Source organism: Streptomyces sp. HNM0645, from assembly GCF_030056615.1.
Lineage (GTDB): Bacteria > Actinomycetota > Actinomycetes > Streptomycetales > Streptomycetaceae > Streptomyces > Streptomyces marianii.
The window spans coordinates 175,330-200,055 of record NZ_JASHLT010000007.1; the positions used below are offsets into that span (position 1 = coordinate 175,330).

Sequence of the window (24,726 nt, forward strand, 5' to 3'; positions counted from 1 at the left end):
CTCAGCGCTTGTACTGGCCGGGCGTGTAGTGGCCGGGCGCCATCCGCGTCGTCACGGCGAAGCGGTTCCACGTGTTGATGACGGCGATCGCCGCGATCAGCTGCGCCAGCTCCGCCTCTTCGAAGTGCTTCGCGGCCCTCTCGTACACCTCGTCCGGGACGAACCCGTCCGTCAGTACCGTCACGGCGTCCGTCAGCTCGATCGCCGCGATCTCCCGCGCCGTGTAGAAGTGCCGCGACTCCTCCCAGGCGCTCAGCTGGATGATCCGGTCCACCGACTCGCCCGCCGCGAGGGCGTCCTTGGTGTGCATGTCGAGGCAGAAGGCGCAGTGGTTGAGCTGGGACGCGCGGATCTTCACCAGCTCCAGCAGCGTGGGGTCGACCCCACGCCGGGCGGCCGCGTCCAGCCCGACCATGGCCTTGTACACCTCGGGAGCGTGCTCGGCCCACTTCATGCGCGGGCTGTGCTCGTGGTTGAAGTCGTTGTCGGTCTCAGTCATGCCGTCGACGGTACGCGGAACATGGCACATCGCTATGGTCCATTTCCATGACGAACGACTGGGCCACTTTTCGATCCGGCGCGGGCGCCGACCTCCATGTCGAGCTGCGCGGCACCGGCCTGCGGACCGGGCTGATGGACGCCCTGCGGGACGCCGTCCGCAGCGGCAGGCTCGCCCCCGGCACCCGGCTGCCGTCCTCGCGGACGCTCGCCGCCGACCTCGGCATCGCCCGCAACACCGTCGCCGAGGCCTACGCGGAACTCGTCGCCGAGGGATGGCTCACCGCCCGGCAGGGCTCGGGCACGAGGGTGGCCCGGCGCGCCGCCCCGAGCAGGCCGGCACCTTCGCCGCCGCGCCCAGGACCGGCGCGCGGCCGCCCCGCGTACAGCCTGATGCCCGGATCGCCGGACCTGGCGTCGTTCCCGCGCGCCGAGTGGCTCAGGGCGGCCCGTCGTGCGATCACGGCCGCCCCGCACGAGGCCTTCGGCTACGGCGATCCGCGCGGTCGCGTGGAACTGCGCACCGTCCTCGCCGACTACCTGGCCCGGGCCCGTGGCGTCTACGCCGACCCGGAGCGCATCGTGATCTGCTCGGGTTACGTCCACGGTCTGATGCTGCTCGGCTCGGTGCTGCGGGCCGGCGCGCCGTCGGCCGGCCTCAGGGGCCGGGTGACGGAGGTGGCGGTCGAGGCGTATGGGCTCGACATCCACTGGGAGCGGCTGACCGACGCCGGCCTGCGGCTGTCCCCGCTGCGCTTCGACGAACGCGGCACCCGCACCGGCGATCTCGTCTCCTCCAAGGGCGCGGGAGCGGTCCTGCTGACGCCCGCGCACCAGTTCCCCATGGGGGTCGCACTGCCACCGGACCGGCGCACCGCCGTGGTCGACTGGGCGTGCGGCACGGGTGGACTGATCCTGGAGGACGACTACGACGGGGAGTTCCGCTACGACCGCCAGCCCATCGGCGCCCTCCAGGGACTGGACCCCGAGCGGGTCGTGTACCTCGGTACGGCGAGCAAGTCCCTGGCGCCGGGGTTGCGGCTGGCGTGGATGGTCCTACCCGAGGCACTGGTGGGCTACGTGGCCGCCGCGAAGGGGGTGTCGGACTGGTCCTCGGGCTCGCTCGACCAGCTGACCCTGGCCGAGTTCATCTCCTCCGGTGCCTACGACCGCCATGTGCGGGCCATGCGGCTGCGCTACCGCCGCCGCCGCGACCAGCTCGTCGACGCGCTCGCGGAACGCGCTCCGGGCATCCGGGTGAGCGGCATCGCGGCCGGGATGCACGCGGTGCTGGAACTCCCGCCGGGCACCGAACGCGCGATCGTCCAGGCCGCCGTCTGGCAGGGCCTCGCCGTGGAGGGCCTCGGCCGCTTCCGGCACCCGGCCGCCCCACCGGGCCCGGACGCTCTCGTCGTCGGCTACGGCACCCCGGCGGACAGCGCGTGGTCGGGGGCACTGGACGCGTTGTGCCGGGTGCTTCCCTGACACCGCTGACGCCCCTGACGGGCTTTCAGGCGCAGGACCCGGGCGCGACCGCCCGGCCCGGTCGGACCGCCGGCCGGCGCACCGGAAGGACCCGGTGGAGAGCCTGACCGCCTGAATCCGGACGGATGTCCTGACGCCCCTGCCGCACGGCCGGGTGCCGGGCCTCCTGATCGCCCGGGGCCGGGTCAGTCGCGGTCGCGGTCGCGGTCGCCGGGCAGGCCGCCGGAGGTGCGGGACGGCGACGCCGCGGCCGGGAGCTCGCCGAAGCGGGCCAGCGTCAGCGCGCCGGCCACGGAGACGGCGAAGCCCAGGACCGCGAGCCAGGCCAGGCCCTCGCGGGTGCGGTCACCCAGCCAGACCACGCCCACGGCGGCCGGGGCGATGGTCTCCGTGAGGACCATCCCCGCCGTGGCCGTGGTGACGGAGCCGTGTGCGAACGCCGAAGTGAGCAGCAGGAACGCCGCCGCGCCGCCGAGCAGCAGCGCGTACAGCGCCGGATCGGTGAGCGAGGGCTGCTCCAGCAGTCGGACCGCCACTTCCGGTACCCCGAAGCCGAGCCCCGCGCACACCCCCAGCGCCAGCGCGCGCGAACGGCCGGGCAGCCGGCCGGCGGCGGCGCCGCACAGCAGGACGCCGGCTCCCGTGCCGAGCAGTGCCCATTCCAGCCAGGGCGGTGCGGACGCCCTGCCTTCCGGCCCCGAGGCGAGCCCCAGCATCGCGAGCCCCGCGCAGACCACGACGACAGCCGTCCACTCCGTCCGGCTCAGCCGCACCGCCAGCACGCGCGTGGCCAGTACCGCGGTCACGGCCAGACTCGCCGCCATCGCCGCGCCGACCGCGTAGATGGGGATCAGCAGCAGCGCCACGATCTGCAGCGCGAAGCCCGCCCCGTCGAGGGCGAGTCCGACGAGGTAGCGCCACTGGCGCACCGCGCGCACGAACAGTGCGGCGTCCACCCCCGCGCGGGACGCCCCCTCGTCCTGGCCGGCTGCCGCCCGGGCCGCCACGGCCTGGAGGACGGTGGCCGTGCCGTAGCAGACCGACGAACCCAGGGCGCAGAGCATTCCAAAGATCACAAAACGACTCTAGACGTGGAGGGTTCGCGGACCCGGTTACGGACTTCCGGAGGCGCCCTCTAGTCTGTCCGGCGGCCGGTCGTCCGGCTGGAAACGTCCGAACGCCGAGGGGGAGGCCCGGAGGATGGCACGTCGCAGGCTGAGGTCGAGCACGGTGGTGCTCGGCGGTATGGGAGTGCTCGCGACGGCGATCACGTCGTGCGGTTCGGAGCCCGACAGGCGCTGCGTCGACCCCGTCACCCGCGAGGTGCTGCCGAGCTACGAGTGCGACGACAAGAGCAGCGGAAGCGGCACCTACTACTACGGCGGCAGCAAGTCCAACGGCAGGGTGTCGGGCGGCAGTTTCGACAGGGCCGTAGTGGAGCGCGGCGGCTTCGGCTGCTCCGGCTCCGGCGGCGGCTGAGCGGTCCGGCGGCATGGAGCGACACACCGTCGAACCCCGCAGCGGCTGGCAGCGGATCGTGGAGGAGCAGGGTCTCGTCTACCCCCTCACCCGCTATCCGGACGGTTCACTGCGGCCGTACTGGGACGAGAGCGCCTACTACGCGTTCTCGCTGGCGGAGGTCGAGGCGCTGGAGGAGGTCGTCGAGGAACTGCACGCCATGTGTCTCGACGCCGCGGCCCACATCGTGGCGCACGACCGCTTCGCGGACCTCGGCATCACCGACCCCCGGCTGGCGCGCCTCGTCGCCGAGTCCTGGCAGCGGCGCGCCGAACTCCCCTCCCTGTACGGGCGGTTCGACCTTCGTTACGACGGCTCCGGGCCAGCCAAGATGCTGGAGTACAACGCCGACACCCCCACGTCGCTGGTGGAGGCGGCCAGCCCCCAGTGGTTCTGGATGGAGGACCGTTTCCCGGGTGCCGACCAGTGGAACTCGCTGCACGAGCGCCTGGTCGACGCCTGGAGGCGGCAGGCCCCGCTGCTGCCGCCCGGCCCGCTGCACTTCGTGCACTCCGACGGCGACGAACTGGGCGAGGACCTGATGACGGTCGCGTATCTGCGCGAGACCGCCCAGCAGGCCGGGCTGACCACCGAGGCACTGTCCGTGGAGCAGATCGGCTGGGACCGGCTGGCGGGCCGTTTCGTGGACGAGCGGCTCCGCTTCATCCGCAGCTGCTTCAAGCTGTATCCCTGGGAGTGGCTGACGACGGACCGCTTCGGCCCGCACGTCCTGGACACCCTGGACAACGGCGGCGGCACCGGCAGCACCTGCTGGATCGAACCCGCCTGGAAGATGCTGCTCTCCAACAAAGCGCTGCTCGCGGTGCTGTGGGAGCTCTACCCCGGGCATCCGAACCTGCTGCCCGCCTATCTCGACGGCCCGCGCGAACTCGCCGCCTCCACCGGCTGGGTCGCCAAACCGCTCCTGGGCCGCGAGGGCTCGGGCATCACGGTCCACGAGCCGGGAACGGCGCCCGGGGTGCGCGACGAGCCCTGCTGCTACCAGCAGTTGGCTCCGCTCCCCGATCTGACGGCGCCCGAGGGCGACGGCTCCGGTGGGGGGAACCGCGTGGTGCTCGGTGCCTGGGTCGTCGAGAACGAGGCGGCCGGACTCGGCATCCGCGAGTCCGCCGGGCTGGTCACGGACGAGTACGCCCGCTTCCTGCCGCATGTGATCCTCTGACGGGAGGAAGCGCCGGCCGGGCGGGTTCCTCCGACGGGCGGAATCCCCCGCCGGGCGGAGCCGTCTGGGCGTGGGCGAAGGCGCCGCTCGGACGAGGCGGTGGCCCCGGGCCCTGCCGGCCCGGGGCCACCGCCCGTCGATCACGTCCCGGTCAGGCCACGCCGCCTCCCGGACCTCGCTCCCGCGTCCCGCTCACTGGCCCGCCAGCACCGAGCGAAGCTGGTCGAGGCCCCAGTCCAGGTCCTCCTTGCTGATCACGAGCGGCGGCGCGATCCGGATCGTCGAGCCGTGCGTGTCCTTGACCAGGACACCGCGGTCCATGAGCTTCTCGGAGATCTCCCGGCCCGTGCCGTGCGAGGGGGCGATGTCGACACCGGCCCACAGCCCGCGCCCGCGCACCGCCTCCACCGCGCCGCCGCCCACCAGCAGCCCGAGTTCTTGGTGCAGATGGTCGCCCAGTTCGCTCGCCCGCTGCTGGAACTCGCCGGTGCGCAGCATCGTGACCACCTCCAGCGCCACCGCGCAAGCCAGCGGATTGCCGCCGAAGGTCGAGCCGTGCTCGCCGGGCCGGTAGACCCCGAGGACCTCGGAGGAGGACACCACCGCCGACACGGGCACGACACCGCCCCCGAGGGCCTTGCCGAGGACGTACATGTCGGGGACGACACCCTCGTGTTCGCAGGCGAACGTCCGTCCGGTGCGGCCCAGACCGGACTGGATCTCGTCGGCGATGAACAGGACGTTTCGCTCGCGGGTCAGCTCCCGTACCCCGGCGAGGTAGCCGGCCGGCGGCACCAGCACCCCGGCCTCGCCCTGGATCGGCTCCAGCAGCACCGCCACCGTGTTCGCGCTGCACGCGGCCTGCAGGGCGGTGAGGTCGCCGTACGGCACGATCTCGAAGCCCGGCGTGTACGGACCGAAGTCGGCCCGGGCCTCCGCGTCCGTGGAGAAGCTGATGATCGTCGTCGTGCGGCCGTGGAAGTTGTTCGCCGCGACGACGATCTTCGCCTGGCCGGGCGGGACGCCCTTGACCTTGTAGCCCCACTTGCGGGCCGTCTTCACGGCGGTCTCGACCGCTTCCGCCCCGGTGTTCATGGGCAGCACCATCTCCATGCCGCACAGCTCCGCGAGCTGGGTGCAGAAGTCGGCGAACCGGTCGTGGTGGAACGCCCGAGAGGTCAGCGTCACCCGCTCCAGCTGGGCCTTCGCGGCGTCGATCAGGCGCCGGTTGCCATGGCCGAAGTTGAGCGCCGAGTACCCGGCGAGCATGTCGAGGAAGCGGCGCCCCTCGACGTCCGTCATCCACGCACCGTCCGCCGTCGCGACCACGACGGGCAGGGGGTGGTAGTTGTGGGCGCTGTGCGCCTCCGCGGAGGCGATGGCTCTCTCCGTTGCAGACACGGGGTCTCCGTTCGTACGGCGGCGTGGGTCCACTGCGGCGTGGTCGCCCGATCGGACCGGGGTCGGGCTGCGTGCCTCCCTTTTCTATCGTCGCTCGCCCACTGTATGAAGAAACATCGGGCTTCCGGTGCGGTCCGCCGGAGACCTTCCCGTTTCCCCGGCGTTCGTGAACCCGTGGCCGTGCCCCGGGGCCACCACCAGTAGGGTGGACGGTACGCACGGCGACTGGCGTACGCGGAACGAACCGCGGGGAAGCCGTGTGCGGCAGAACCTGCGAGGTGCCGCCCGCCTGGGCACCCCCGGACGCACCCGCCATCTGTCCGGAGGACGCCATGCCCGCTCCCGCCACGCCCGCCCGCCATCCCGCGCTCACCGCAGCCGATCCCGAACTGGCCGCGCTCGTGGGGGCCGAGGAGCGTCTGCAGGCCGACACCCTGCGGCTCATCCCCAGCGAGAACTACGTCTCCCGGGCGGTGCTGGAGGCCTCCGGCACCGTCCTGCAGAACAAGTACAGCGAGGGTTACCCGGGGCGCCGCTACTACGAGGGCCAGCAGAACATCGACCGGGTCGAGCGGCTCGCCGTCGCCCGCGCGAGGTCCCTCTTCGGCGTCGAGCACGCCAACGTCCAGCCCTACTCCGGCTCCCCGGCCAATCTGGCCGTCTACCTCGCCTTCGCCGAGCCCGGCGACACCGTGATGGGCATGGCCCTCCCCATGGGCGGCCACCTCACCCACGGCTGGGGCGTCTCGGCCACCGGCACGTGGTTCCGGGGCGTCCAATACGGCGTCCGGCGGGACACCGGCCGCATCGACCTCGACGAGGTGCGTGAACTCGCCCTCGAGGAACGGCCGAAGGTCATCTTCTGCGGCGGCACCGCCCTGCCGCGCACCATCGACTTCGCCGCGTTCGGGGAGATCGCCCGCGAGGCGGGCGCCGTCCTCGTCGCCGACGTCGCGCACATCGCCGGCCTGATCGCCGGTGGCGCCCACCCCTCGCCGGTCCCGCACGCCGACGTGATCTCCACGACCACGCACAAGACGCTGCGCGGCCCGCGGGGCGCCATGCTGATGTCCCGCGAGGAGCACGCCAAGGCCATCGACAAGGCCGTCTTCCCCGGCCTCCAGGGCGGTCCGCACAACCAGACCACCGCCGCCATCGCCGTCGCCCTGCACGAGGCGGCCCAGCCCTCCTTCCGCGACTACGCCCACGCCGTCGTCGCCAACGCCGAGGTCCTCGCCGAGGCCCTGGTCGCCCGCGGCTTCGAGCTGGTCTCCGGGGGCACCGACAACCACCTGGTGCTGATGGACCTCACGTCCAGGGACGTTCCGGGGAAGGTCGCGGCACAGGCCCTGGACCGGGCGGGGATCGTGGTCAACTACAACACCGTCCCCTACGACCCGCGGAAGCCCTTCGACCCCTCCGGCATCCGCATCGGCACCCCTTCCCTGACGTCCCGCGGCCTCACCACGGAGCACATGCCGGCCGTCGCGGACTGGATCGACCGCGGGGTGGCCGCCGCCCGCAAGGGAGACGAGGACGCCCTGGCCGCGATCCGGGCCGAGGTCCGCGACCTGATGTCGGCCTTCCCCGCACCCGGCCTGCCGGCCTGACCCGACGGTCGCTCCCGCGTCCCCGTCGCATCCCCTCCCCTCCGCCCCGCCCCGCGCCCCTGCGCGGTCGTCCCCGCCCCGGTCGGGCGTGGCGCGGTCGGTGCGGCCGTCCTCGCGCCGGTCCGGGCGGGTGCGGGCGTCCATGGGCGGTCGGGCGGCGCGGAGGCGCGTGGTCCGGATCCGCCGCGGCAGCCGGGCCGGCCGCGTCCGGTACCGGCGGCTCCGGCCGCCCGGCCGCCGCGCTCCCCGCCCGGCGGGCTCCCGCATCCGCACGGCCGACCGCACTGTGTTCCTCGTCTCACCGACCCCGATCCGAGGCAGCCACGGCCGGCAGGCCGCGCCGTCCGGAACCGGTCGGCGGCCGGTACGCCCCGAAGAAGGCGGACGGCACCGCGTCCTCCGCGTCGGAGCCGGCGCCGCGGGCCACCGCCGCGCGCGGCGCCACCGGTGTCCGCGTGCCCCGGCCGCGCATGCGCCCCGGCTTCGGAACGTACGCGCGCGATCGCCCCTGCCCCGTCGACGAGGGCCGGAGTGCCCTCCGGGGTGTCCTCCCGCCCGCACCCACGATGCACCGCGCACCGCCGATCGGTTCCCGACCTGTCCGCGCCACCTGAGACAATGCTGAGCATGGCCTCTGAACGTCCTCGTGTGCTCTCGGGAATCCAGCCCACCGCCGGCTCGTTCCACCTCGGCAACTATCTCGGCGCGGTACGACAGTGGGTCGCCCTGCAGGAGACCCACGACGCCTTCTACATGGTGGTCGACCTGCACGCGATCACGGTCCCGCAGGACCCGGCCGAGTTGCGCGCCAACACCCGTCTGGCCGCCGCCCAGCTGCTCGCCGCGGGCCTCGACCCGGAGCGCTGCACGCTGTTCGTCCAGAGCCATGTGCCCGAGCACGCCCAGCTCGGCTGGGTGATGAACTGCCTCACCGGCTTCGGCGAGGCCTCGCGCATGACGCAGTTCAAGGACAAGTCCGCCAAGCAGGGCGCCGACCGGGCCACCGTCGGCCTCTTCACGTACCCGATCCTCCAGGTCGCCGACATCCTGCTGTACCAGGCGGACCAGGTGCCGGTCGGTGAGGACCAGCGGCAGCACATCGAGCTCACCCGCGATCTCGCCGAGCGGTTCAACGGCCGATTCGGACGGACCTTCACGCTCCCCGAGCCGTACATCCTGAAGGAGACGGCGAAGATCTACGACCTGCAGGACCCGCAGATCAAGATGAGCAAGTCGGCGTCCACCCCCAAGGGCCTGATCAATCTGCTCGACGAGCCGAAGGCGACCGCGAAGAAGGTCAAGAGCGCCGTCACCGACACCGACACGGTGATCCGCTTCGACCCGGCCGAGAAGCCCGGCGTGAGCAACCTGCTCACGATCCTGTCCACCCTCACCGGCACCAGTGTCGCGGAGCTGGAGCAGCGGTACGAGGGCAAGGGCTACGGCGCGCTCAAGACCGACCTCGCCGAGGTCATGGTCGACTTCGTCACCCCCTTCCGGGCGCGCACCCAGGAGTTCCTGGACGACCCGGAGACGCTGGACTCGCTGCTGGCCAAGGGCGCGGAGAAGGCCCGTGCGGTGGCCGCGGAGACCCTCGCGCAGACGTACGACCGGGTGGGATTCCTGCCCGCCAAGCACTGAGGACGGCGGTTCCGCCGGGCACCGGAGCCAAGGGCCCTGGCGGGACCACGGCCGCAGGCGTCACACTGGCGCCATCGCAGACGACCCAGAACCCGGATGAGGAGAACACGTGGGGACCGTAACGCTCGGCGTTTCGATCGCGGTCCCGGAGCCCTACGGCAGCCTGCTCCAGGAGCGGCGCGCGGGCTTCGGGGATCCCGCCGCGCACGGCATCCCCACGCACGTGACCCTGCTTCCGCCCACCGAGGCCGACGAGTCGGTGCTGCCCGAGGTCGAGGCGCATCTGACGAGGGTCGCGGCGGTCGGCCGGGCGTTCCCCATGCGGCTGTCCGGCACGGGCACGTTCCGCCCGCTGTCGCCCGTGGTGTTCGTCAAGGTGGTCGAGGGCGCGGCGGACTGCACCCTGCTCCAGCAGCGGGTGCGCGACGATTCGGGACCGCTCGTGCGCGAGCTGCAGTGGCCGTACCACCCGCATGTGACCGTCGCCCACGGCATCGCCGAGGAGGCGATGGACCGGGCGTACGAGGAACTGGCCGGCTACGAGGCCGCGTGGACCTGCACCTCCTTCGCCCTCTACGAACAGGGTGCGGACGGGGTGTGGCGCAAGTTGCGCGAGTACGCGTTCGGCGGTGGCTCCGCGCCGGGTGTCCCGCCGCAGGGCGCCCCGGTCGACGCACCGGCCCCGACGCGCCAGTGATCCCGCAGCCGCCGCGCTCCCGATGACCGCGGGGGCGGGGCGGCGCGGCGCGGACGAAGGCCCGGACCGGGGCGCCCCGGCTCACGGCACCTCCAACGCGGCGGACGGACCCGGCCACGGTGCGCTGGGGCGGGCCGGGGCCTTCGGGTGGGACCGCCGACCGCTCAGACCGGGAGGCGGCGGAACAACGGCCGGGGGACGTGCCGCAGCGCCGACATCACCACCCGCAGTACCCCTGGGACCCACACGGTCTCGGAGCGCCGCCGCAGCCCCTTCTCGATGGCCTGCGCCACCTGGTCGGGCGTCGTGGCCAGGGGCGCCTCCACCAGTCCCGCCGTCATCCTCGACCGCACGAAGCCGGGCCTGACGACCATCACGTGCACGCCCGTGCCGTGCAGGGCGTCGCCGAGCCCCTGGGCGAAGGTGTCGAGCCCCGCCTTGCTGGAGCCGTAGATGAAGTTGGCCCGCCGGGCCCGCTCGCCCGCCACCGACGACAGCACGACGAGTGAGCCGTGCCCCTGTGTCTGGAGTGCACCGGCGCAGATCAGTCCTGAGGACACCGCTCCGGTGTAGTTGGTCTGGGCGACGCGGACCGCGTCGAGCGGCCGGGCCTCGTCGTGCGCCTGGTCGCCCAACACGCCGAACGCGAGCAGCACCATGTCGATGTCGCCCTCGGCGAAGACCTTGCCGAGGGCCTCCTCGTGCCCGCTCGGGTCCAGGGCGTCGAAGACCACGGTGCGTACGTGGGCGCCGAGTTCACGCAGTCCGTCGGCGGCGGAGTCCAGCGCGGGGGAGGGGCGGCCGGCCAGCCAGACCGTACGGGTTCGGCGGGCCACCAGCCTTCGCGCGGTGGCCAGGCCGATCTCCGACGTGCCGCCGAGGACGAGCAGGGTCTGGGGAGTGCCGAAGGCGTCCTTCATGGTGCGTGCTCCTTGCGTCACATGGGTGCTGGGCCGGACGAGGTCACAGGGACAGCCGGCGGGACAGGTCGGACACGAACACCCCGCGCGGGTCGAGCCGTGCGCGCAGCGCCCGGAAGCGGTCGAGGCCCGGGTACATCACCGACAGCAACTCCGGCCGCAACCGGGAGTCCTTGGCCAGATAGACCCGTCCGCCGCAGTCGGCCACCACCTGGTCGAGCCCGTCCAGGAACGGGCCGAGGCCCGGCAGCCCGGCCGGTACGTCCAGGGCGAGCGTCCAGCCGGGCATCGGGAACGACAGCCAGCCCGGGTCGCCCTCGCCGAACCTCTTCAGCACGGCGAGGAACGACGGGCATCCGTGCCGGGCGACGCGCCGCACGATCGCGCGCAACGCCTCCTCCTGCCCGTGGCCGACCACGAACTGGTACTGGACGAACCCGCTCCGGCCGTAGACGCGGTTCCAGTGCGGAACGCCGTCGAGCGGATGGAAGAAGGCCGGGATGCTCTGCAGCTGCCCGCGACGCGCGCGGGGTGCGCGGCGGTACCAGAGCTCGTTGAAGAGGGACACGGAGGGACGGCCGAGCAGCCCTTCGGGGACGAAGGCGGGCGCGGAGGGGAACTGTCGGGGGCGGAACTCCAGCGGCCGGCGCCGAGCGCGCGCCGGGAGCGCGTCCAGTGGCGCGTGTTCCCCGCGGGTGAGGACCGCGCGGCCCGTCGACGCCCCGCGCGCGACCAGGTCGATCCATGCGACCGAATAGCGGTGGCGGTCGTCATGGGCGGTCAGACGGGCCATCAGATCGTCGAGGTCGCCGGCGCGCTCGGTGTCCACCGACATCAGCGACGTCTCGACGGGGTGCAGCCGGATGGTGGCGGAGAGGACGACGCCGGTCAGGCCCATGCCGCCGGCCGTCGCGTCGAAGAGCTCGGTTCCGGGGACCACCGTGCGCACCTCGCCGTCCGCGGTCAGCAGTTCCAGCGAGAGGACGTGGCGGGAGAAAGACCCGGACACATGGTGGTTCTTGCCGTGGATGTCCGCGCCGACGGCGCCGCCGACCGTGACGTAGCGGGTCCCGGGCGTCACCGGTACGAACCAGCCGAGCGGCAGCAGCACCTCCATCAGCCGGTGGAGGCTGACCCCCGCGTCGCAGACGACGACCCCGCCGTCGGCGTCGATCGTGCGGATGCGGTCCAGGCCGGTCGTGTCGAGGACGGCCCCGCCCGCGTTCTGCGCCGCGTCGCCGTAGGCCCGGCCCAGCCCGCGGGCGATGGTGCCGCGGTTGCCGCATCGGCGCACGGCCGCCACGGCCTCCTCGTGCGTCCGGGGACGGACCAGCAGTGCCGCGGAGGGTGCGGTACGCCCCCATCCGGTCACCGGCACCGGCAGATCGCCGTCCCGGCCGGACGGGGGCGCGGGCGAGGTCGGGGCGGCGTGCTCGGCAGGGACGACGGGGACGCACTCGGCAGACATGCGCGCGACGGTATCGCCCCTTACGGATGATTTGCCTTCAATGTCCCTGACTCGCCGAAACGGGTGATTAAACGGGTGTCACAAAATATGANATGCGCGCGACGGTATCGCCCCTTACGGATGATTTGCCTTCAATGTCCCTGACTCGCCGAAACGGGTGATTAAACGGGTGTCACAAAATATGACCGCAAGATTCGGCCCCACATTGAGAAGAGTCGTTCCTGGTGCATCGAAAGGGGCGGCAGATGCGAGACGCCGAAGGCACACCCCGGCCGGAACGGAGGGACCCGCGGGATCCGCAGGTCCCGCGGCCCGGGCGCAGGCAGGGGCCGGCGGGCTGGACCGCCGCCGAGCGGCGGCTGCTGGCCGTGCTGCGCGGCTGCGGCGACGAACCCCGGGTCGCGGCGGTGGCCCGCGCGCTCTCGCACGGCGGTGAGCACGCCGCGCTCTGGCTGGCGGGCGGCCTGGTCTGCGCGGCGGCCGACCGCGAGCGGCGCGACGGCTGGCTGCGGGGCACCGCGCTGATCGCCGCCGCCCATCTGACCAGCATGGGCGTCAAGCGCCTGGTGCGGCGTCCCCGGCCCCTGCTGCCCATGGGCGAACCCCTCGTACGCACCGCGGGGCGGCACTCCTTCCCCAGTTCGCACGCCGCCTCGGCGGCCGCCGCCGCCGTGGCCTTCGGGGTGCCGCATCCGGCCGGCCGTGTGCTGGTCCCGCCGCTCGCCGCCGCCATGTGTGTGTCCCGCCTGGTCGCCGGGGTCCACTACCCCACCGACGTGGCCGCGGGGGCGCTGCTCGGGGGGCTGCTGGCGCACGGCGGAACGGCCTGGCTGCGGGCCGCGGGAGGGTGCCGGCCCGGCGGGGGCCGCCGTGTCTGAGCGCAGCACCGCACTGCTGGAGCAGCCGGGAGAGCCCGGACGGCCGCCGCTGCCGCCCGGCGGGTCCGGCCGCGGACGGCGGCGTCCGCTGAGCCTGCCGATCGGTCTGGTCAGGACCGCCAGGCCGCGCCAGTGGATCAAGAACGTGCTCGTCGGGGCGGCGCCGGCTGCGGCCGGGGAGCTGGTGTCCCGGCAGACCGCCGGCCAACTCGGCCTCGTCTTCGTACTGTTCACGGCCGCCGCCTCCGCCGTCTATCTGATCAACGACGCGCTGGACGTGGAGGCCGACCGCGCGCACCCCGCGAAGTGCCGGCGCCCGGTGGCCCGCGGGGACGTGCCGGTGCCCGTCGCCTACGGCGCCGGGGCGCTGCTCGCAGTCGCCTCGACCGCCGCCGCGGCCGTCCTGTGCAACGCCATGACGGCCGCGCTGCTGACGGCGTACGTGGTGATGCAGATCGCCTACTGCGTCCGGCTCAAGAACGTCCTCGTCGTCGATCTCGCCATCGTCACCACGGGGTTCCTGATGCGCGCCATGGTCGGCGGGGTGGCGCTGTCCATTCCGCTGTCCCGCTGGTTCCTGATCACCACCGGCTTCGGAGCGCTCTTCATGGTGGCCGCAAAGCGCTATTCGGAAGCCGTCGAGATGGAGGGCTCCGCCGGCGCGACCCGGGCCCTGCTCACCTCGTACACGACGGGCTACCTCCGCTTCGTGTGGCAGCTCGCGGCCGGTGTGGCGGTCCTCGGCTACTGCCTCTGGGCGCTGGAGGACGGCGGGAGCGCCGACGGCTCGCTGCTGCCGTGGCGCCAGCTCTCGATGATCGCGTTCATCCTGGCCGTGCTGCGGTACGCGGTCTTCGCCGACCGGGGGGCCGCGGGCGCACCCGAGGACGTCGTCCTGCGCGACCGGCCGCTCGCCGTCATCGGACTGGCCTGGCTGGCGATCTACGGTATGGCGGTCGCGGGACTGTGACCGAGCCGCTGCACCGGCCGCCCCTCCACCGCCCGCTTCCCCGCCCCCGGACCGGCGCGCCGGACGGGCGGGAACTCGTCTCGTTCCTGGTCGTCGGGTGCTGCGCCTACGCCGTCGACCTCGTGCTCTTCCTGTTGCTCCGCGGCCGGTTCGGCTGGGAGCCGCTGACGGCCAAGGCGCTGTCCTTCCTCGCCGGCTCCACCGTCGCCTACCTGGGCAACGCGCTCGGTACCTACGGCGGCCGCGGGCGGGCCCGGCGGGTCTCCTGGCGCGACTGCGCCGCCTTCTTCGGGGTCAACACGGTCGGAGCCCTCGTCCAGCTGCTCTGCCTCGCCGTCTCCCACCACGTCCTCGGCTTCACCTCGGCCCGCTCCGACACCGTGTCAGGTCTGGGCGTGGGGATGCTCCTCGCGACCTGTCTGCGCTTCTGGGGGACGCGGACGTTCGTCTTCGGATCAACGGAGCAGGTCGGGGGAAGGCGTAGGCCATGGACTGGCTGACCCGGCTTCCCGTCATCGGACCGCTCGCGCAGCGGCTGATGCGGACGCACGCATGGCGCTCGTACGAGAAGCTCGACGAGGCGCGCTGGACCCGGCTGGCCGCGGCGATCACCTTCATCAGCTTCCTCGCGCTGTTCCCGCTGATCACCGTCGCCGCCGCGATCGGTGCCGCGCTGGTGGGCAAAGAGCGGCTGAAGGCTCTGCAAGGCAGGCTGACCGAGCAGGTACCGGGCATCTCCGACCAGCTCGACCTCGGCGCGCTGGTGGACAACGCCGGCACCGTCGGGCTGATCGCCGGTGCGCTGCTGCTGCTCACCGGCATCGGCTGGATCGGCTCGATGCGGGAGTGCCTGCGGGTCGTCTGGGGCCTCGACGACAAGGGGGAGGGCAACCCGCTGGTCCGCAGGGGCAAGGACGCGGTGGTCCTGCTCGGCCTCGGCGCCGTGGTGCTGGCCTCGTTCGCCGCGTCGGCGCTCGGGTCCAGCGCCGTCGGCTGGACCGCGGACCAGATCGGCATCGACCGCGACGGGGCGGGCGGTGTGCTGCTGCGGGCCGCCGCCCTCGCGGTCGCGGTCGTCGCCGACTTCCTGATGCTGCTGTACGTCCTGACGCTGCTGCCCGGCGTCCATCCCCCGCGCCGCCGGCTGATCGTGGCGGCACTGATCGGGGCCATCGGTTTCGAGCTGCTGAAGCTGCTGCTCAGCGGCTACATCTCCGGTGTGGCGGCGAACTCGATGTACGGCGCTTTCGGCGTGCCCGTCGCCCTGCTGCTCTGGATCAACTTCACGGCGAGGCTGCTGCTGTACTGCGCCGCCTGGACGGCCACGGGCAGCGGCTCCGGTGCGGAGGAACCCGTCAGCGGCGAGGCAGACGACGGGCCAGGTCCGGCAGCGGCCAGCGCCGGTTGACCAGGAACCCGGCGATCGCGAGCAGCACCAGCGCGACGATGGCGACCGAGACTGCGATGCCCGCGCCGGTGGACTGCCCGTGGGCGGCGGCGGACGCCTCGCCCGGGCCGTGCTGGTTCTGCCCGCCCTCGTCGCCGGTCGGCGAGGGCCCGTCGGAGTCGCCCGACGCGCCCGTGTCCGCCGACTTCGGCGGCACCAGCTCGCCGACCGGCTCCACCTTCCCGGCCGCGGCGAAGCCCCAGTCGAGCAGCCGGGCGGTCTCCTTGTAGACCGCGTGGCCCTCCTTCGACGACGGGTTCATCACCGTGACCAGCAGCACCTTGCCGTTGCGTTCCGCCACCCCGGTGAAGGTGGATCCGGCGAGCGTGGTGCTGCCGTTCTTCACCCCGGCGATGCCCTGGTACGGGGCGACGCCGAAGTCACCGGTCAGCAGCCGGTTGGTGTTCTGGATCTGGAACGACTCGCGCTTCTTGCCCGGCTTCTGCTCGCCCGGGAACTGGGCGCGGGGGGTCGCGCAGTACTCCCGGAAGTCCTTCTTCTGCAGACCGCTCCGGGCGATCAGGGTCAGGTCGTACGCGCTCGACACCTGGCCCTTCTCGTCGTATCCGTCCGGCGTGACGACGTGGGTGTCGAGGGCCTGCAGCTCCTCCGCGTGCTCCTGCATCTCCTGCACGGTCCGTGGGATGCCGCCGTTCATCTCGGACAGCACGTGGACCGCGTCGTTCCCCGAGCGGAGGAACACCCCGAGCCACAGGTCGTGGACGGAGTAGGTCTGGTTCTCCTTGATGCCCACGAGGCTGCTGCCCACGCCGACGCCGTCGAGCTCGTCCCGGGTGACCGTGTGTTTCTGGTCCTTGGACAGCTTGGGCAGCACCGTGTCCGCGAAGAGCATCTTCAGCGTGGAGGCGGGGGGCAGCCGCCAGTGCGCGTTGTGCGCGGCCAGCACCTCGCCGCTCTCGGCGTCCGCGACGATCCAGGACCGGCCCGTCACACCCTTGGGGAGGACGGGTGCGCCCGCCGCGAGCCTGACCTGGGTGCCGGGCCTGCCGAGCTGCGCGCCGCCGACCGTGGACATCACCGACGGGGGGTTGGGCGCCTTCTCGTCCCGGGTGCCTGCCTTGGCCGCGGCGGACGCGGGTACGGCGGTGAGCGCGGGCAGCAACGCGGCGGCGGCGACCGTCAGTGCGGTTTTCCTCAAGGCAGACACGGACGAGAACGTACATGGAGTCGACGACGGCTCCGACACCGGCCGGGTGACCCGCCGCGAGCTCCGCCGGTACAGCCCAGCCCGGCCCGAGGCGGACGCCGAGGCTCCGGTTTCCGCGGGCGCGGACCCGGCGTCCGGTGGCACCGCACCCCGCCGCTCCGGTGCAGGGGACTGCGGCGATACTGAGTCCATGAAGCTCAGTCGCCCCGTCTCCTGGTTCCTGCTCGCGTTCGGGGTGTGGAGCTGGGTCATCTGGGTCACTTTCGTCAAGAACCTGTGGCAGGACGCGAGCGGCCTCGCCTTCGACGACGCCGGTGACCCGACTGCGTACTTCTGGGTCCATCTGCTGCTCGCCGTCACGTCCTTGCTCCTGGGGACGGCCGTCGGGGTCATCGGGTTCCGTGGCGTACGCGCATTGCGCCGCGACCGCGAATAGGGGAACGGTTCCGTGCTGGTCGTCCTGCTTGTGATCGCTGCCGTCGTCACCCTGCTGGTGACGGTGCACTGGTACGTCTGGCGTCGCCTGGTCCGCGACACGACGGCCGGGCCCGGCGCGGCCCGCCGCGCGGGCACGGCGGCCGTGATCGTGCTGCCGCTGCTCACCGTCGGCGCGTTCGTCTCCAGCCGGGCCGGCGCGCCCTTCCGGCTCCAGCAGACATTCGCGTGGCCGGGCTACCTCTGGCTCGCCGCGCTGCTGTACCTGACGCTCGCCCTGGTCGCGGGCGAGGCCGTCCGCCCCCTCCTGCGCCGTGCCCTGGCCCGCCGCGCGGCGGGCCGTGCACCCGGGATCCCGCCGACCGGGGTCGACACGTCCCCGTCCGCCGCCGCGTCCGCGGACGCGGCGGCCCAGTGTTCGGACAGCCGCCCGTCCGGCGGCGCGACCGCCGGCTCCGCGACTGCCGCGGACCCTGACTCGTCCGACGCCGGACCGGGAACGACGACCGCGGTCGCCGCACCGGCCGAGGAGACGCCGGGCGGAACCGCTCGCACCGACGGCCGTCCGGCTCCCGACGCTCCCGACGCTCCCGACGCTCCCGACGCCCCGTCGGCCGGCCCGCCGGAGGACGGGGCGTCGGCCGGAATGTCGCGCAGGCTGTTCGTGGCGCGGATCGTCGGTGGGGCGGCGGTCGCCGCGGCCGCGGGCACCGTCGGCCACGGGACGTACGGCGTCCTGCGCGGACCGAGTGTGAAGCGCGTCACCGTGCCGCTCGCGAAGCTCGCGCGAGGCACGCACGGCTACCGGATCGCGGTCGTGAGCGACATCCACCTCGGGCCGGTCCTGGGCCGCGCCCACACCCAGCGGATCGTGGACGCGATCAACGCCACCCAGCCCGATCTCGTCGCCGTCGTCGGGGACCTGGTCGACGGCAGCGTCGCCGACCTCGGAAGCGCCGCCGAACCCCTCGCCGGGCTCCGCGCACGCGACGGCTCGTTCTTCGTCACCGGCAACCACGAGTACTTCTCCGGCGCCGACGCCTGGGTCGACCATGTGCGCGAGCTCGGACTGACCCCCCTGCGCAACGACCGCGTCGAGATCGCCGGCTTCGACCTCGCCGGGATCGACGACGTGGCGGGCGAACGCGAGGGCCAGGGGCCGGACTTCGCACGGGCGCTCGGCGACCGTGACCGCAGCCGTGCCGCCGTGCTCCTCGCCCACCAGCCGGTCGTCATCCACGAGGCGGTGCGCCACGGAGTGGACCTCCAGCTCTCCGGCCACACCCACGGGGGCCAGCTCTGGCCCGCCAACTACATCGCGGACCTGGCCAATCCGACCCTCGCGGGTCTGGAGCGGTACGGCGACACCCAGCTCTACGTCACGCGCGGGGCCGGCGCCTGGGGACCGCCGGTGAGGGTCGGAGCCCCGTCCGACATCACCGTGGTGGAGCTCGCCTCCCGCGAGACCTGACGGTCACCGGGACCCGTACCGCTGCGGCAGCGGAAGGACTGCGCCCCGCCGGCCCGTGCCGACCGTGCGAGCCGCCCGGCCGGGTTCACGCCGTCGTCCCGCGCTCCCGGCGGCGCCCCCTGCCCCGGCCCTCCTTCGGGTTCCTGCCGCCGTCCGCGGCGGGGGCCTTCCGGTCCGCCTTCCGCACGGGCATGCCCGAGGCGGCCATGCCCGCGGCCGTCGGCATGAAGTCCCGCAGCAGCTCGTGGGTTTCCTGCACGAGGGGGCGCAGGACGCGGAACCGGGAGAGCGAGACCGCCCGGGCGGTGACCGGCGCGAGCCGCTCGACGAGCCGGCGGCTGTTGGCGCAGCCCTCGGAGCGGTCGTAGACCCAGAACAGGACGAGCCCCATCTGCTGGAGCCAGAGCAACCGCGGGAGGGCGTCGGCCAGTTCGGGGTCGACCTTGACGGAGGCCCCGGACAGCACCTGCCGGTGGACGTCGATGGCCGCCTCCCGCGGGCCCTCCGACTCCGGGGAGAAGGGGCTGAGCGGACTGTCCGGGTCGGCCGCGTTCTTGAAGAACTGGGACGCGAACTCGTGGTACGGCTCGGCGATGTCCAGCCAGCCGAGAAGGACCCCCCGGACACGTGCCGCGAGGTCCTTCTCGCCGCTGTCCAGGACCTCCGCGACGGCTGCCCGGTGCTGCTCGGCGATCCGGTCGTAGAAGCCCTGGACGAGGTGTTCCTTGGAGGAGAAGTAGTAGTAGGCGTTTCCCACGGAGACCCCGGCCTCCTGGGCGATGGCCCGCATCGTCGTCTTGTCGTAGCCGCGCTCCTGGAAGAGCCGGAGGGCGGTCTCGAGGATGAGGGTGCGGGTCTGCTCGCTCTTCGCGGGCTTTCCGGCCCGGTCCTGCTTCTCGTCCGTCACGTCGTTCACGGTGAGTGAGCCTAGCCGGGCGGGACCGGGACCTCGCACCGCCCTTCGCAGGAGGCGGCCGTCATCTCGCGGTACTTGGCCGCGGCGAGGACCGTCACCTTGGCGAAGGGCTGCCCGGCGGGGGTACTCAGCCAGTGGGCCTTGGGCCGGTGCTCGGCCAGCGCCCAGAGGCAGACGATCCAGGCGGAGGCGGCCCGGTAGACCTGGCCCCGGTCGCCGACCACCGTGATCTCCCTCAGGGTGCTCTCGTGGTCGAGGGCCGGGAAACGGCGCCTGGCCTCCGCGGACGCCGCCGGTACGAGGTCCAGCGGGACGAGCTGCCGCTGCCGCAGCAGCCAGTGGCGAAGATGGACGCAGAGCGGGCACTGTGCGTCGTACAGCACGGTCAGCCGCTGCACGGGGACTCCCACGGTCCGCTCACACACCCGTCGCGGGCGCGTCCCAGGGACCCTTGTCCGCCGCTCCGGTCCAGCCCTGCGGCGGAACCGGCGGGGTCTGCTCGCGCTCCATCACACCCCGCCGGCGGATCTTGCTGAGCACGTAGACGTTGGCGAGGTGCATCACCCCGAGGACGAGCAGGACCACTCCGAGCTTCACCGAGAGCGCCTCGAACAGCCGGCGGGCGTCGGCCACGGCGTCGTCCTGGCTGAGGTAGAGGGCGACGAAGCCGAAGTTGACGAGGTAGAAGCCCACCACCAGCAGATGGTTCACGGCGTCCGCGAGCTTCTCGTTCCCGTGCAGGACGTCGGAGAGGAAGATCCGTCCGTTCCGGCTGAGCGTACGGGCCACCCAGATGGTGAGCGCGACGCCGATCAGCAGGTAGACGACGTACGCGACGACAGTGAGGTCCATTCCCCACCCTCCTTTGAACGTGTTCAAAAAGTCTCGTCGAGGACTGTAGTCCTCTTCTTGAACGTGTTCAAGTCGATTCGGGGCGCGGGAGAACGACGGGCGCCGCCCGCTCGTGGCCCGTATGGTCGGACGGATGACCGTTGCTCACGATGTGGCGGGGGACGGCCCCGCGGTGGTGCTCCTGCATTCCTCGGTCTGCGACCGCCGGATGTGGGAGGATCAGCGGGACGCGCTGGCGCGGGCCGGGTACCGGGTCGTGTGCCCCGACTTCCGGGGCTTCGGCGACACCCCGGCCGAGGCGGTGCGCCCCTACCGCGACGCGGACGACGTCCTTGCTCTTCTGGACACGCTCGGAATCGGGCGCGCGGCCTTCGTCGGCGCCTCGTTCGGAGGCGGGGTCGCCGTCGAGATCGCCGCGAGCCGACCGGACCGGGTGACGGCGCTCGCCCTGCTCTGCACCGTGCTGCCCGGCCATGAGCGGGGGCCCGGCCTGCTGGCCTTCGACGAGGAGGAGGACCAACTACTGGGCGCGGGTGACCTCGACGCGGCCGTGGAGCTGAACGTGGCCACCTGGCTGGGCCCGGAGGCCGGCGAGGCCGTACGGGGCCGCGTACGGGCCATGCAGCGGCACGCCTTCGAGATCCAGCTTGCGGCGGACGCCGAGGCCGAGGCGGAACAGGCAGGTGCGGAGTCCGTGGACGACGACGAGCCCGCCGTGGATCCGGCCGCGATCACCGCCCCCGCCGTCGTGGTCTCGGGCCGTCACGACCTCGACGACCTCCGGGCCGTGTCCGCCCGCCTCGCCGGGCTGATCCCGGGAGCCCGCGCCGTGGAGCTTCCCTGGGCCGGGCATCTCCCCGCACTGGAGCGTCCGGCCGAGGTGGCGGATCTGCTCCGGGACTTCCTGAGCGACGGCGTCCTCCACCGCGACGGCGCCGCCACGCCGGTGCCACCCACCGTCTGACGCACTCCCGGCACGGCCCGCCCGGCCGTGCCCGGACCGGAGCTGACGGGGGCGGACAGGTGTGTCAGGCGCTCAGCGCACGGGCGTGGTTGATCCGGTCCATGACCCAGTACAGGGTGTCCGGGCCGGTCGCCGGGATCAGCGTCGTGTGATGGCGGCCGCCGCTGGTGACGCCGACCTGGATGCAGCCCGTCGTCCGCCGCTCCTTCATGAGCAGGAAGAGCAGCCCGAGGAGGCAGAAGACCGCGAAGACGACCGCGAGCACGACGCCGACGGTGGGGATCCGCTCCTCCGTGCGGGACATGTCCGTCACGTTCCACACCGCCCCCTTGAGCGGCAGCGTTCCGCTCGGGGTCACGATGGAGTCCTGGAGGACGACGATGTCACCGACCGCCAGCAAGGGGACGCCGGGGCCGCCCGGATGTGCGAGCGGTGCCGGGACGAAGCCGTGGCCGTACCCGGGCGCGCCCGGCGGCTCCGCCGGGCCCCACTGGTAGTCGCCGCCGTCCTGGTAGGGGTTCGGCTGGTTCATCGGTCCCCGCTCTCGCATGACAGAAGCTGGCACGGCACAAGCACGCGTGACGGAAACACACAGGGCAAGGGCCCGTTCCCGTACGGCGAGCGTACAGAAACGGGCCCTTGACGGAGCATCCGACCCTTCGCTCAGAAGCGGCGGGTGATCAGCGCGCGCTTGACTTCCTGGATCGCCTTGGTGACCTCGATGCCACGCGGGCAGGCGTCCGTGCAGTTGAACGTGGTGCGGCAACGCCACACGCCGTCCTTGTCGTTGAGGATCTCCAGACGCTGCTCGCCCGCCTCGTCGCGCGAGTCGAAGATGAAGCGGTGCGCGTTGACGATCGCCGCCGGGCCGAAGTACTGCCCGTCGTTCCAGAACACCGGGCAGGACGACGTGCACGCGGCGCACAGGATGCACTTGGTGGTGTCGTCGAAGCGCTCGCGGTCCTCCGCCGACTGCAGCCGCTCGCGCGTCGGCTCGTTGCCCTTGGTGACCAGGAACGGCATGACGTCCCGGTACGCCTGGAAGAACGGCTCCATGTCCACGACCAGGTCCTTGAGGACCGTCAGGCCCTTGATGGCCTCGATCGTGATGGGCTTCTCCGGGTTGATGTCCTTGATCAGCGTCTTGCAGGCGAGCCTGTTCTTGCCGTTGATCCGCATCGCGTCGGAGCCGCAGATGCCGTGCGCGCAGGAGCGCCGGAAGGTCAGCGTGCCGTCGACGTCCCACTTGATCTTGTGGAGACCGTCGAGCACGCGCTCCTTCGGGTCGATCTCGATCCGGAAGTCCTCCCAGACCGCCGCGTCCGAGATCTCGGGATTGAAGCGGCGGATCCGGAAGGTGACCGTGATGTACGGGGAGGAGGGGGAGGAGACGGACTCTGCCTCCACCTTGTCCATGGTCGGGGTAGCCATCAGTACTTACGCTCCATCGGCTGGTAGCGGGTCTGGACGACGGGCTTGTAGTCGAGACGCACGGTCTCGGTGCCGTCGGCGCCGACCTCGCGGTACGCCATGGTGTGGCGCATGAAGTTGACGTCGTCGCGGTTCGGGAAGTCCTCGCGGTAGTGACCGCCGCGGGACTCCTTGCGGGCCAGGGCTGAGACGGCCATGACCTCGGCCAGGTCGAGCAGGTTGCCCAGCTCGACGGCCTCCAGCAGATCCGTGTTGTACCGCTTGCCCTTGTCCTGGACGGACACGTTCTTGTAGCGCTCGCGCAGTTCGGCGATCTTCTCGACGGCCGTCTTGATGGTCTGCTCCGTACGGAACACCATCACGTTGGCGTCCATCGTCTCCTGCAGCTCACGGCGGAGTTCCGCGACGCGCTCGCCGCCCGTGGAGTTGCGCAGGCGCTCGACCTGCTCCTCCACGAGGGAGGCCGGGTTCTCCGGCAGCTCGACCCACTCGGCCCTCGCCGAGTAGTCGGCGGCGGCGATGCCGGCCCGCTTGCCGAAGACGTTGATGTCGAGGAGCGAGTTGGTGCCGAGGCGGTTGGCGCCGTGCACCGACACGCAGGCGACCTCACCCGCGGCGTACAGGCCCGGCACGACGGTGGTGTTGTCCGCCAGGACCTCACCCTCGACGTTGGTCGGGATGCCGCCCATGGCGTAGTGCGCGGTCGGCTGGATCGGGATCGGGTCCGTGTAGGGCTCGATGCCGAGGTACGTACGCGCGAACTCGGTGATGTCCGGGAGCTTGGCGTCCAGCTGCTCCGGCGGGAGGTGCGTCAGGTCCAGGTAGACGTGGTCGCCCTCGGGGCCGCAGCCGCGGCCTTCGCGGATCTCCGTGTAGATGGAGCGGGAGACGACGTCGCGGGATGCGAGGTCCTTCATGACGGGCGCGTACTTCTCCATGAAGCGCTCGCCGTCCTTGTTGCGGAGGATGCCGCCCTCGCCGCGGGCTCCCTCGGTGAGGAGGATGCCCATGCGCCAGATGCCCGTCGGGTGGAACTGGAAGAACTCCATGTCCTCCAGCGGCAGGCCGCGCCGGTAGCAGGCCGCCTGGCCGTCACCGGTGAGCGTGTGCGCGTTGGAGGTCACCTTGAAGAACTTGCCGGTGCCGCCGGAGGCGTAGATGACGGCCTTCGCCTGGAAGACGTGGATCTCGCCGGTGGCCAGCTCGTAGGCGACCACACCGGCCGACTTCCTGACGCCGTCGACCTCGGTGATCAGCTGGTCGAGGACGTAGAACTCGTTGAAGAACTCCACGCCCTCCTTGACGCAGTTCTGGTACAGCGTCTGGAGGATCATGTGGCCCGTACGGTCCGCGGCGTAGCAGGACCGGCGGACCGGGGCCTCGCCGTGGTTGCGGGAGTGGCCGCCGAAGCGGCGCTGGTCGATGGTGCCCTGCGGCGTCCGGTTGAACGGCAGGCCCATCTTCTCCAGGTCGAGGACGGCGTCGATGGCCTCCTTCGCCAGGATCTCGGCGGCGTCCTGGTCGACCAGGTAGTCACCGCCCTTGACCGTGTCGAAGGTGTGCCACTCCCAGTTGTCCTCCTCGACGTTCGCCAGCGCGGCGGCCATGCCGCCCTGCGCGGCGCCCGTGTGGGAGCGGGTCGGGTACAGCTTCGTGAGCACGGCGGTACGGCTGCGCTTCGTCGACTCGATGGCGGCGCGCATCCCGGCGCCGCCGGCGCCGACGATGACGGTGTCGTACTTGTGAATCTTCATGGTGTGGAACCTCAGCCCC

At 72.3% G+C, this 24,726-nt stretch carries 25 protein-coding genes and 1 riboswitch; of the genes, 13 read left to right on the forward strand and 12 right to left on the reverse strand.

Translation table 11 applies throughout. From position 1 onward, the window contains the following. Nucleotide 1 precedes the first annotated feature (1 nt). Nucleotides 2–499, reverse strand: a complete 498-nt coding sequence (locus QMZ92_RS06710; RefSeq protein WP_283296278.1) for a carboxymuconolactone decarboxylase family protein — start codon at nucleotides 497–499, stop codon at nucleotides 2–4. Nucleotides 500–546: 47 nt separating this feature from the next. Here QMZ92_RS06710 and pdxR point away from each other — a divergent pair, with 47 nt between their 5' ends. Beyond that, nucleotides 547–1,983: a MocR-like pyridoxine biosynthesis transcription factor PdxR gene (gene pdxR, locus QMZ92_RS06715; protein WP_283296279.1), complete on the forward strand. Its 1,437-nt coding sequence runs from the start codon at nucleotides 547–549 to the stop codon at nucleotides 1,981–1,983. A gap of 185 nt (nucleotides 1,984–2,168) precedes the next feature. Here pdxR and QMZ92_RS06720 read toward each other — a convergent pair whose 3' ends face one another. Continuing rightward, on the reverse strand, nucleotides 2,169–3,047 hold the full coding sequence (locus tag QMZ92_RS06720) for a DMT family protein (RefSeq protein WP_283296322.1): 879 nt from the start codon (nucleotides 3,045–3,047) through the stop codon (nucleotides 2,169–2,171). A gap of 136 nt (nucleotides 3,048–3,183) precedes the next feature. On the opposite strand from QMZ92_RS06720, the gene QMZ92_RS06725 reads away from it, so the two are divergent. Both QMZ92_RS06725 and QMZ92_RS06730 read left to right on the forward strand, forming a co-directional pair. Continuing rightward, nucleotides 3,184–3,462, forward strand: coding sequence for a hypothetical protein (locus QMZ92_RS06725; RefSeq protein ID WP_283296280.1), 279 nt, complete (start codon nucleotides 3,184–3,186; stop codon nucleotides 3,460–3,462). Nucleotides 3,463–3,475: 13 nt separating this feature from the next. Then, nucleotides 3,476–4,684, forward strand: coding sequence for a glutathionylspermidine synthase family protein (locus QMZ92_RS06730; RefSeq protein ID WP_283296281.1), 1,209 nt, complete (start codon nucleotides 3,476–3,478; stop codon nucleotides 4,682–4,684). A gap of 192 nt (nucleotides 4,685–4,876) precedes the next feature. On the opposite strand, the gene rocD is transcribed toward QMZ92_RS06730, so the two are convergent. Beyond that, nucleotides 4,877–6,085, reverse strand: a complete 1,209-nt coding sequence (gene rocD / locus QMZ92_RS06735; protein WP_283296282.1) for an ornithine--oxo-acid transaminase — start codon at nucleotides 6,083–6,085, stop codon at nucleotides 4,877–4,879. A gap of 211 nt (nucleotides 6,086–6,296) precedes the next feature. Continuing rightward, nucleotides 6,297–6,387: riboswitch (ZMP/ZTP riboswitch) on the forward strand. A 30-nt stretch (nucleotides 6,388–6,417) separates the two neighbouring features. Here rocD and glyA point away from each other — a divergent pair. From glyA to QMZ92_RS06750, 3 genes are all read left to right on the forward strand, one after another. Beyond that, nucleotides 6,418–7,695, forward strand: a complete 1,278-nt coding sequence (glyA, locus tag QMZ92_RS06740) for a serine hydroxymethyltransferase (protein WP_283296283.1) — start codon at nucleotides 6,418–6,420, stop codon at nucleotides 7,693–7,695. 627 nt (nucleotides 7,696–8,322) lie between these two features. Continuing rightward, complete coding sequence (gene trpS / locus QMZ92_RS06745) at nucleotides 8,323–9,336, forward strand: tryptophan--tRNA ligase (protein WP_283296284.1); 1,014 nt, start codon at nucleotides 8,323–8,325, stop codon at nucleotides 9,334–9,336. Between the two features lie 109 nt (nucleotides 9,337–9,445). Continuing rightward, nucleotides 9,446–10,033 (forward strand): 2'-5' RNA ligase family protein, encoded by a 588-nt coding sequence (locus tag QMZ92_RS06750; RefSeq protein ID WP_283296285.1) that lies wholly within the window; start codon nucleotides 9,446–9,448, stop codon nucleotides 10,031–10,033. 164 nt (nucleotides 10,034–10,197) lie between these two features. Here QMZ92_RS06750 and dprE2 read toward each other — a convergent pair whose 3' ends face one another. Beyond that, nucleotides 10,198–10,953, reverse strand: coding sequence for a decaprenylphospho-beta-D-erythro-pentofuranosid-2-ulose 2-reductase (gene dprE2, locus QMZ92_RS06755; RefSeq protein ID WP_283296286.1), 756 nt, complete (start codon nucleotides 10,951–10,953; stop codon nucleotides 10,198–10,200). Between the two features lie 43 nt (nucleotides 10,954–10,996). Continuing rightward, nucleotides 10,997–12,421 (reverse strand): decaprenylphosphoryl-beta-D-ribose oxidase, encoded by a 1,425-nt coding sequence (gene dprE1 / locus QMZ92_RS06760; protein ID WP_283296287.1) that lies wholly within the window; start codon nucleotides 12,419–12,421, stop codon nucleotides 10,997–10,999. A gap of 245 nt (nucleotides 12,422–12,666) precedes the next feature. On the opposite strand from dprE1, the gene QMZ92_RS06765 reads away from it, so the two are divergent. The 4 genes from QMZ92_RS06765 to QMZ92_RS06780 are packed head-to-tail and all read left to right on the forward strand — an operon-like array spanning nucleotide 12,667 to nucleotide 15,677. Beyond that, nucleotides 12,667–13,299 carry a phosphatase PAP2 family protein gene (locus QMZ92_RS06765; protein ID WP_283296288.1) on the forward strand — a complete coding sequence of 211 codons (633 nt, stop codon included), beginning with the start codon at nucleotides 12,667–12,669 and terminating at the stop codon, nucleotides 13,297–13,299. Continuing rightward, complete coding sequence (locus QMZ92_RS06770) at nucleotides 13,292–14,269, forward strand: decaprenyl-phosphate phosphoribosyltransferase (protein ID WP_502962004.1); 978 nt, start codon at nucleotides 13,292–13,294, stop codon at nucleotides 14,267–14,269. The genes QMZ92_RS06765 and QMZ92_RS06770 overlap by 8 nt, the downstream gene beginning before the upstream one ends. 8 nt (nucleotides 14,270–14,277) lie before the next feature. Next, on the forward strand, nucleotides 14,278–14,769 hold the full coding sequence (locus QMZ92_RS06775) for a GtrA family protein (protein WP_502962007.1): 492 nt from the start codon (nucleotides 14,278–14,280) through the stop codon (nucleotides 14,767–14,769). After that, nucleotides 14,757–15,677: a YihY/virulence factor BrkB family protein gene (locus QMZ92_RS06780; protein WP_283296290.1), complete on the forward strand. Its 921-nt coding sequence runs from the start codon at nucleotides 14,757–14,759 to the stop codon at nucleotides 15,675–15,677. Before QMZ92_RS06775 ends, QMZ92_RS06780 begins: the two co-directional genes overlap by 13 nt. On the opposite strand, the gene QMZ92_RS06785 is transcribed toward QMZ92_RS06780, so the two are convergent. Beyond that, entirely contained in the window at nucleotides 15,625–16,884 is a 1,260-nt protein-coding gene (locus tag QMZ92_RS06785) for a D-alanyl-D-alanine carboxypeptidase family protein (RefSeq protein WP_349307708.1), read from the reverse strand. The genes QMZ92_RS06780 and QMZ92_RS06785 overlap by 53 nt on opposite strands. Before the next feature lie 190 nt (nucleotides 16,885–17,074). On the opposite strand from QMZ92_RS06785, the gene QMZ92_RS06790 reads away from it, so the two are divergent. Beyond that, the gene (locus QMZ92_RS06790) at nucleotides 17,075–17,320 is read left to right on the forward strand and encodes an SCO4848 family membrane protein (RefSeq protein ID WP_283296293.1); all 246 of its coding nucleotides are present in this window, start codon (nucleotides 17,075–17,077) and stop codon (nucleotides 17,318–17,320) included. 12 nt (nucleotides 17,321–17,332) lie between these two features. Further along, nucleotides 17,333–18,790 carry a metallophosphoesterase gene (locus QMZ92_RS06795; protein ID WP_283296295.1) on the forward strand — a complete coding sequence of 486 codons (1,458 nt, stop codon included), beginning with the start codon at nucleotides 17,333–17,335 and terminating at the stop codon, nucleotides 18,788–18,790. Nucleotides 18,791–18,875: 85 nt separating this feature from the next. On the opposite strand, the gene QMZ92_RS06800 is transcribed toward QMZ92_RS06795, so the two are convergent. From QMZ92_RS06800 to QMZ92_RS06810, 3 genes are read right to left on the reverse strand one after another with little or no spacing between them, the layout of a single operon-like run. Then, nucleotides 18,876–19,706: a TetR family transcriptional regulator gene (locus QMZ92_RS06800; RefSeq protein ID WP_283296296.1), complete on the reverse strand. Its 831-nt coding sequence runs from the start codon at nucleotides 19,704–19,706 to the stop codon at nucleotides 18,876–18,878. 11 nt (nucleotides 19,707–19,717) lie between these two features. After that, entirely contained in the window at nucleotides 19,718–20,104 is a 387-nt protein-coding gene (locus QMZ92_RS06805) for a thiol-disulfide oxidoreductase DCC family protein (protein ID WP_502962005.1), read from the reverse strand. Between the two features lie 19 nt (nucleotides 20,105–20,123). Beyond that, complete coding sequence (locus QMZ92_RS06810; protein ID WP_283296300.1) at nucleotides 20,124–20,558, reverse strand: hypothetical protein; 435 nt, start codon at nucleotides 20,556–20,558, stop codon at nucleotides 20,124–20,126. A 133-nt stretch (nucleotides 20,559–20,691) separates the two neighbouring features. On the opposite strand from QMZ92_RS06810, the gene QMZ92_RS06815 reads away from it, so the two are divergent. Next, a complete protein-coding gene (locus tag QMZ92_RS06815) occupies nucleotides 20,692–21,522 on the forward strand; it encodes an alpha/beta fold hydrolase (RefSeq protein ID WP_283296301.1) in 831 nt (276 codons plus the stop codon). A 64-nt stretch (nucleotides 21,523–21,586) separates the two neighbouring features. Here the strand turns inward: QMZ92_RS06815 and QMZ92_RS06820 are convergent, their stop codons facing one another. The 3 genes from QMZ92_RS06820 to sdhA all read right to left on the reverse strand — a co-directional run bounded on the left by QMZ92_RS06820 (nucleotide 21,587) and on the right by sdhA (nucleotide 24,707). Continuing rightward, nucleotides 21,587–22,054 (reverse strand): hypothetical protein, encoded by a 468-nt coding sequence (locus QMZ92_RS06820; protein ID WP_283296302.1) that lies wholly within the window; start codon nucleotides 22,052–22,054, stop codon nucleotides 21,587–21,589. A gap of 131 nt (nucleotides 22,055–22,185) precedes the next feature. Next, complete coding sequence (locus QMZ92_RS06825) at nucleotides 22,186–22,953, reverse strand: succinate dehydrogenase iron-sulfur subunit (protein WP_283296304.1); 768 nt, start codon at nucleotides 22,951–22,953, stop codon at nucleotides 22,186–22,188. Continuing rightward, complete coding sequence (gene sdhA, locus QMZ92_RS06830) at nucleotides 22,953–24,707, reverse strand: succinate dehydrogenase flavoprotein subunit (RefSeq protein ID WP_283296305.1); 1,755 nt, start codon at nucleotides 24,705–24,707, stop codon at nucleotides 22,953–22,955. Before sdhA ends, QMZ92_RS06825 begins: the two co-directional genes overlap by 1 nt. Between the last annotated feature and the right edge of the window lie 19 nt (nucleotides 24,708–24,726).

Bases quoted from the DNA above. Each gene is read 5' to 3' on its own strand.
- QMZ92_RS06710 (WP_283296278.1), bottom strand. From the start codon at position 499: ATGACTGAGACCGACAACGACTTCAACCACGAGCACAGCCCGCGCATG.
- pdxR (WP_283296279.1), top strand. From the start codon at position 547: ATGACGAACGACTGGGCCACTTTTCGATCCGGCGCGGGCGCCGACCTC.
- QMZ92_RS06720 (WP_283296322.1), bottom strand. From the start codon at position 3,047: ATGCTCTGCGCCCTGGGTTCGTCGGTCTGCTACGGCACGGCCACCGTC.
- QMZ92_RS06725 (WP_283296280.1), top strand. From the start codon at position 3,184: ATGGCACGTCGCAGGCTGAGGTCGAGCACGGTGGTGCTCGGCGGTATG.
- QMZ92_RS06730 (WP_283296281.1), top strand. From the start codon at position 3,476: ATGGAGCGACACACCGTCGAACCCCGCAGCGGCTGGCAGCGGATCGTG.
- glyA (WP_283296283.1), top strand. From the start codon at position 6,418: ATGCCCGCTCCCGCCACGCCCGCCCGCCATCCCGCGCTCACCGCAGCC.
- trpS (WP_283296284.1), top strand. From the start codon at position 8,323: ATGGCCTCTGAACGTCCTCGTGTGCTCTCGGGAATCCAGCCCACCGCC.
- dprE2 (WP_283296286.1), bottom strand. From the start codon at position 10,953: ATGAAGGACGCCTTCGGCACTCCCCAGACCCTGCTCGTCCTCGGCGGC.
- dprE1 (WP_283296287.1), bottom strand. From the start codon at position 12,421: ATGTCTGCCGAGTGCGTCCCCGTCGTCCCTGCCGAGCACGCCGCCCCG.
- QMZ92_RS06765 (WP_283296288.1), top strand. From the start codon at position 12,667: ATGCGAGACGCCGAAGGCACACCCCGGCCGGAACGGAGGGACCCGCGG.
- QMZ92_RS06780 (WP_283296290.1), top strand. From the start codon at position 14,757: ATGGACTGGCTGACCCGGCTTCCCGTCATCGGACCGCTCGCGCAGCGG.
- QMZ92_RS06790 (WP_283296293.1), top strand. From the start codon at position 17,075: ATGAAGCTCAGTCGCCCCGTCTCCTGGTTCCTGCTCGCGTTCGGGGTG.
- QMZ92_RS06810 (WP_283296300.1), bottom strand. From the start codon at position 20,558: ATGGACCTCACTGTCGTCGCGTACGTCGTCTACCTGCTGATCGGCGTC.
- QMZ92_RS06815 (WP_283296301.1), top strand. From the start codon at position 20,692: ATGACCGTTGCTCACGATGTGGCGGGGGACGGCCCCGCGGTGGTGCTC.
- QMZ92_RS06820 (WP_283296302.1), bottom strand. From the start codon at position 22,054: ATGAACCAGCCGAACCCCTACCAGGACGGCGGCGACTACCAGTGGGGC.
- QMZ92_RS06825 (WP_283296304.1), bottom strand. From the start codon at position 22,953: ATGGCTACCCCGACCATGGACAAGGTGGAGGCAGAGTCCGTCTCCTCC.
- sdhA (WP_283296305.1), bottom strand. From the start codon at position 24,707: ATGAAGATTCACAAGTACGACACCGTCATCGTCGGCGCCGGCGGCGCC.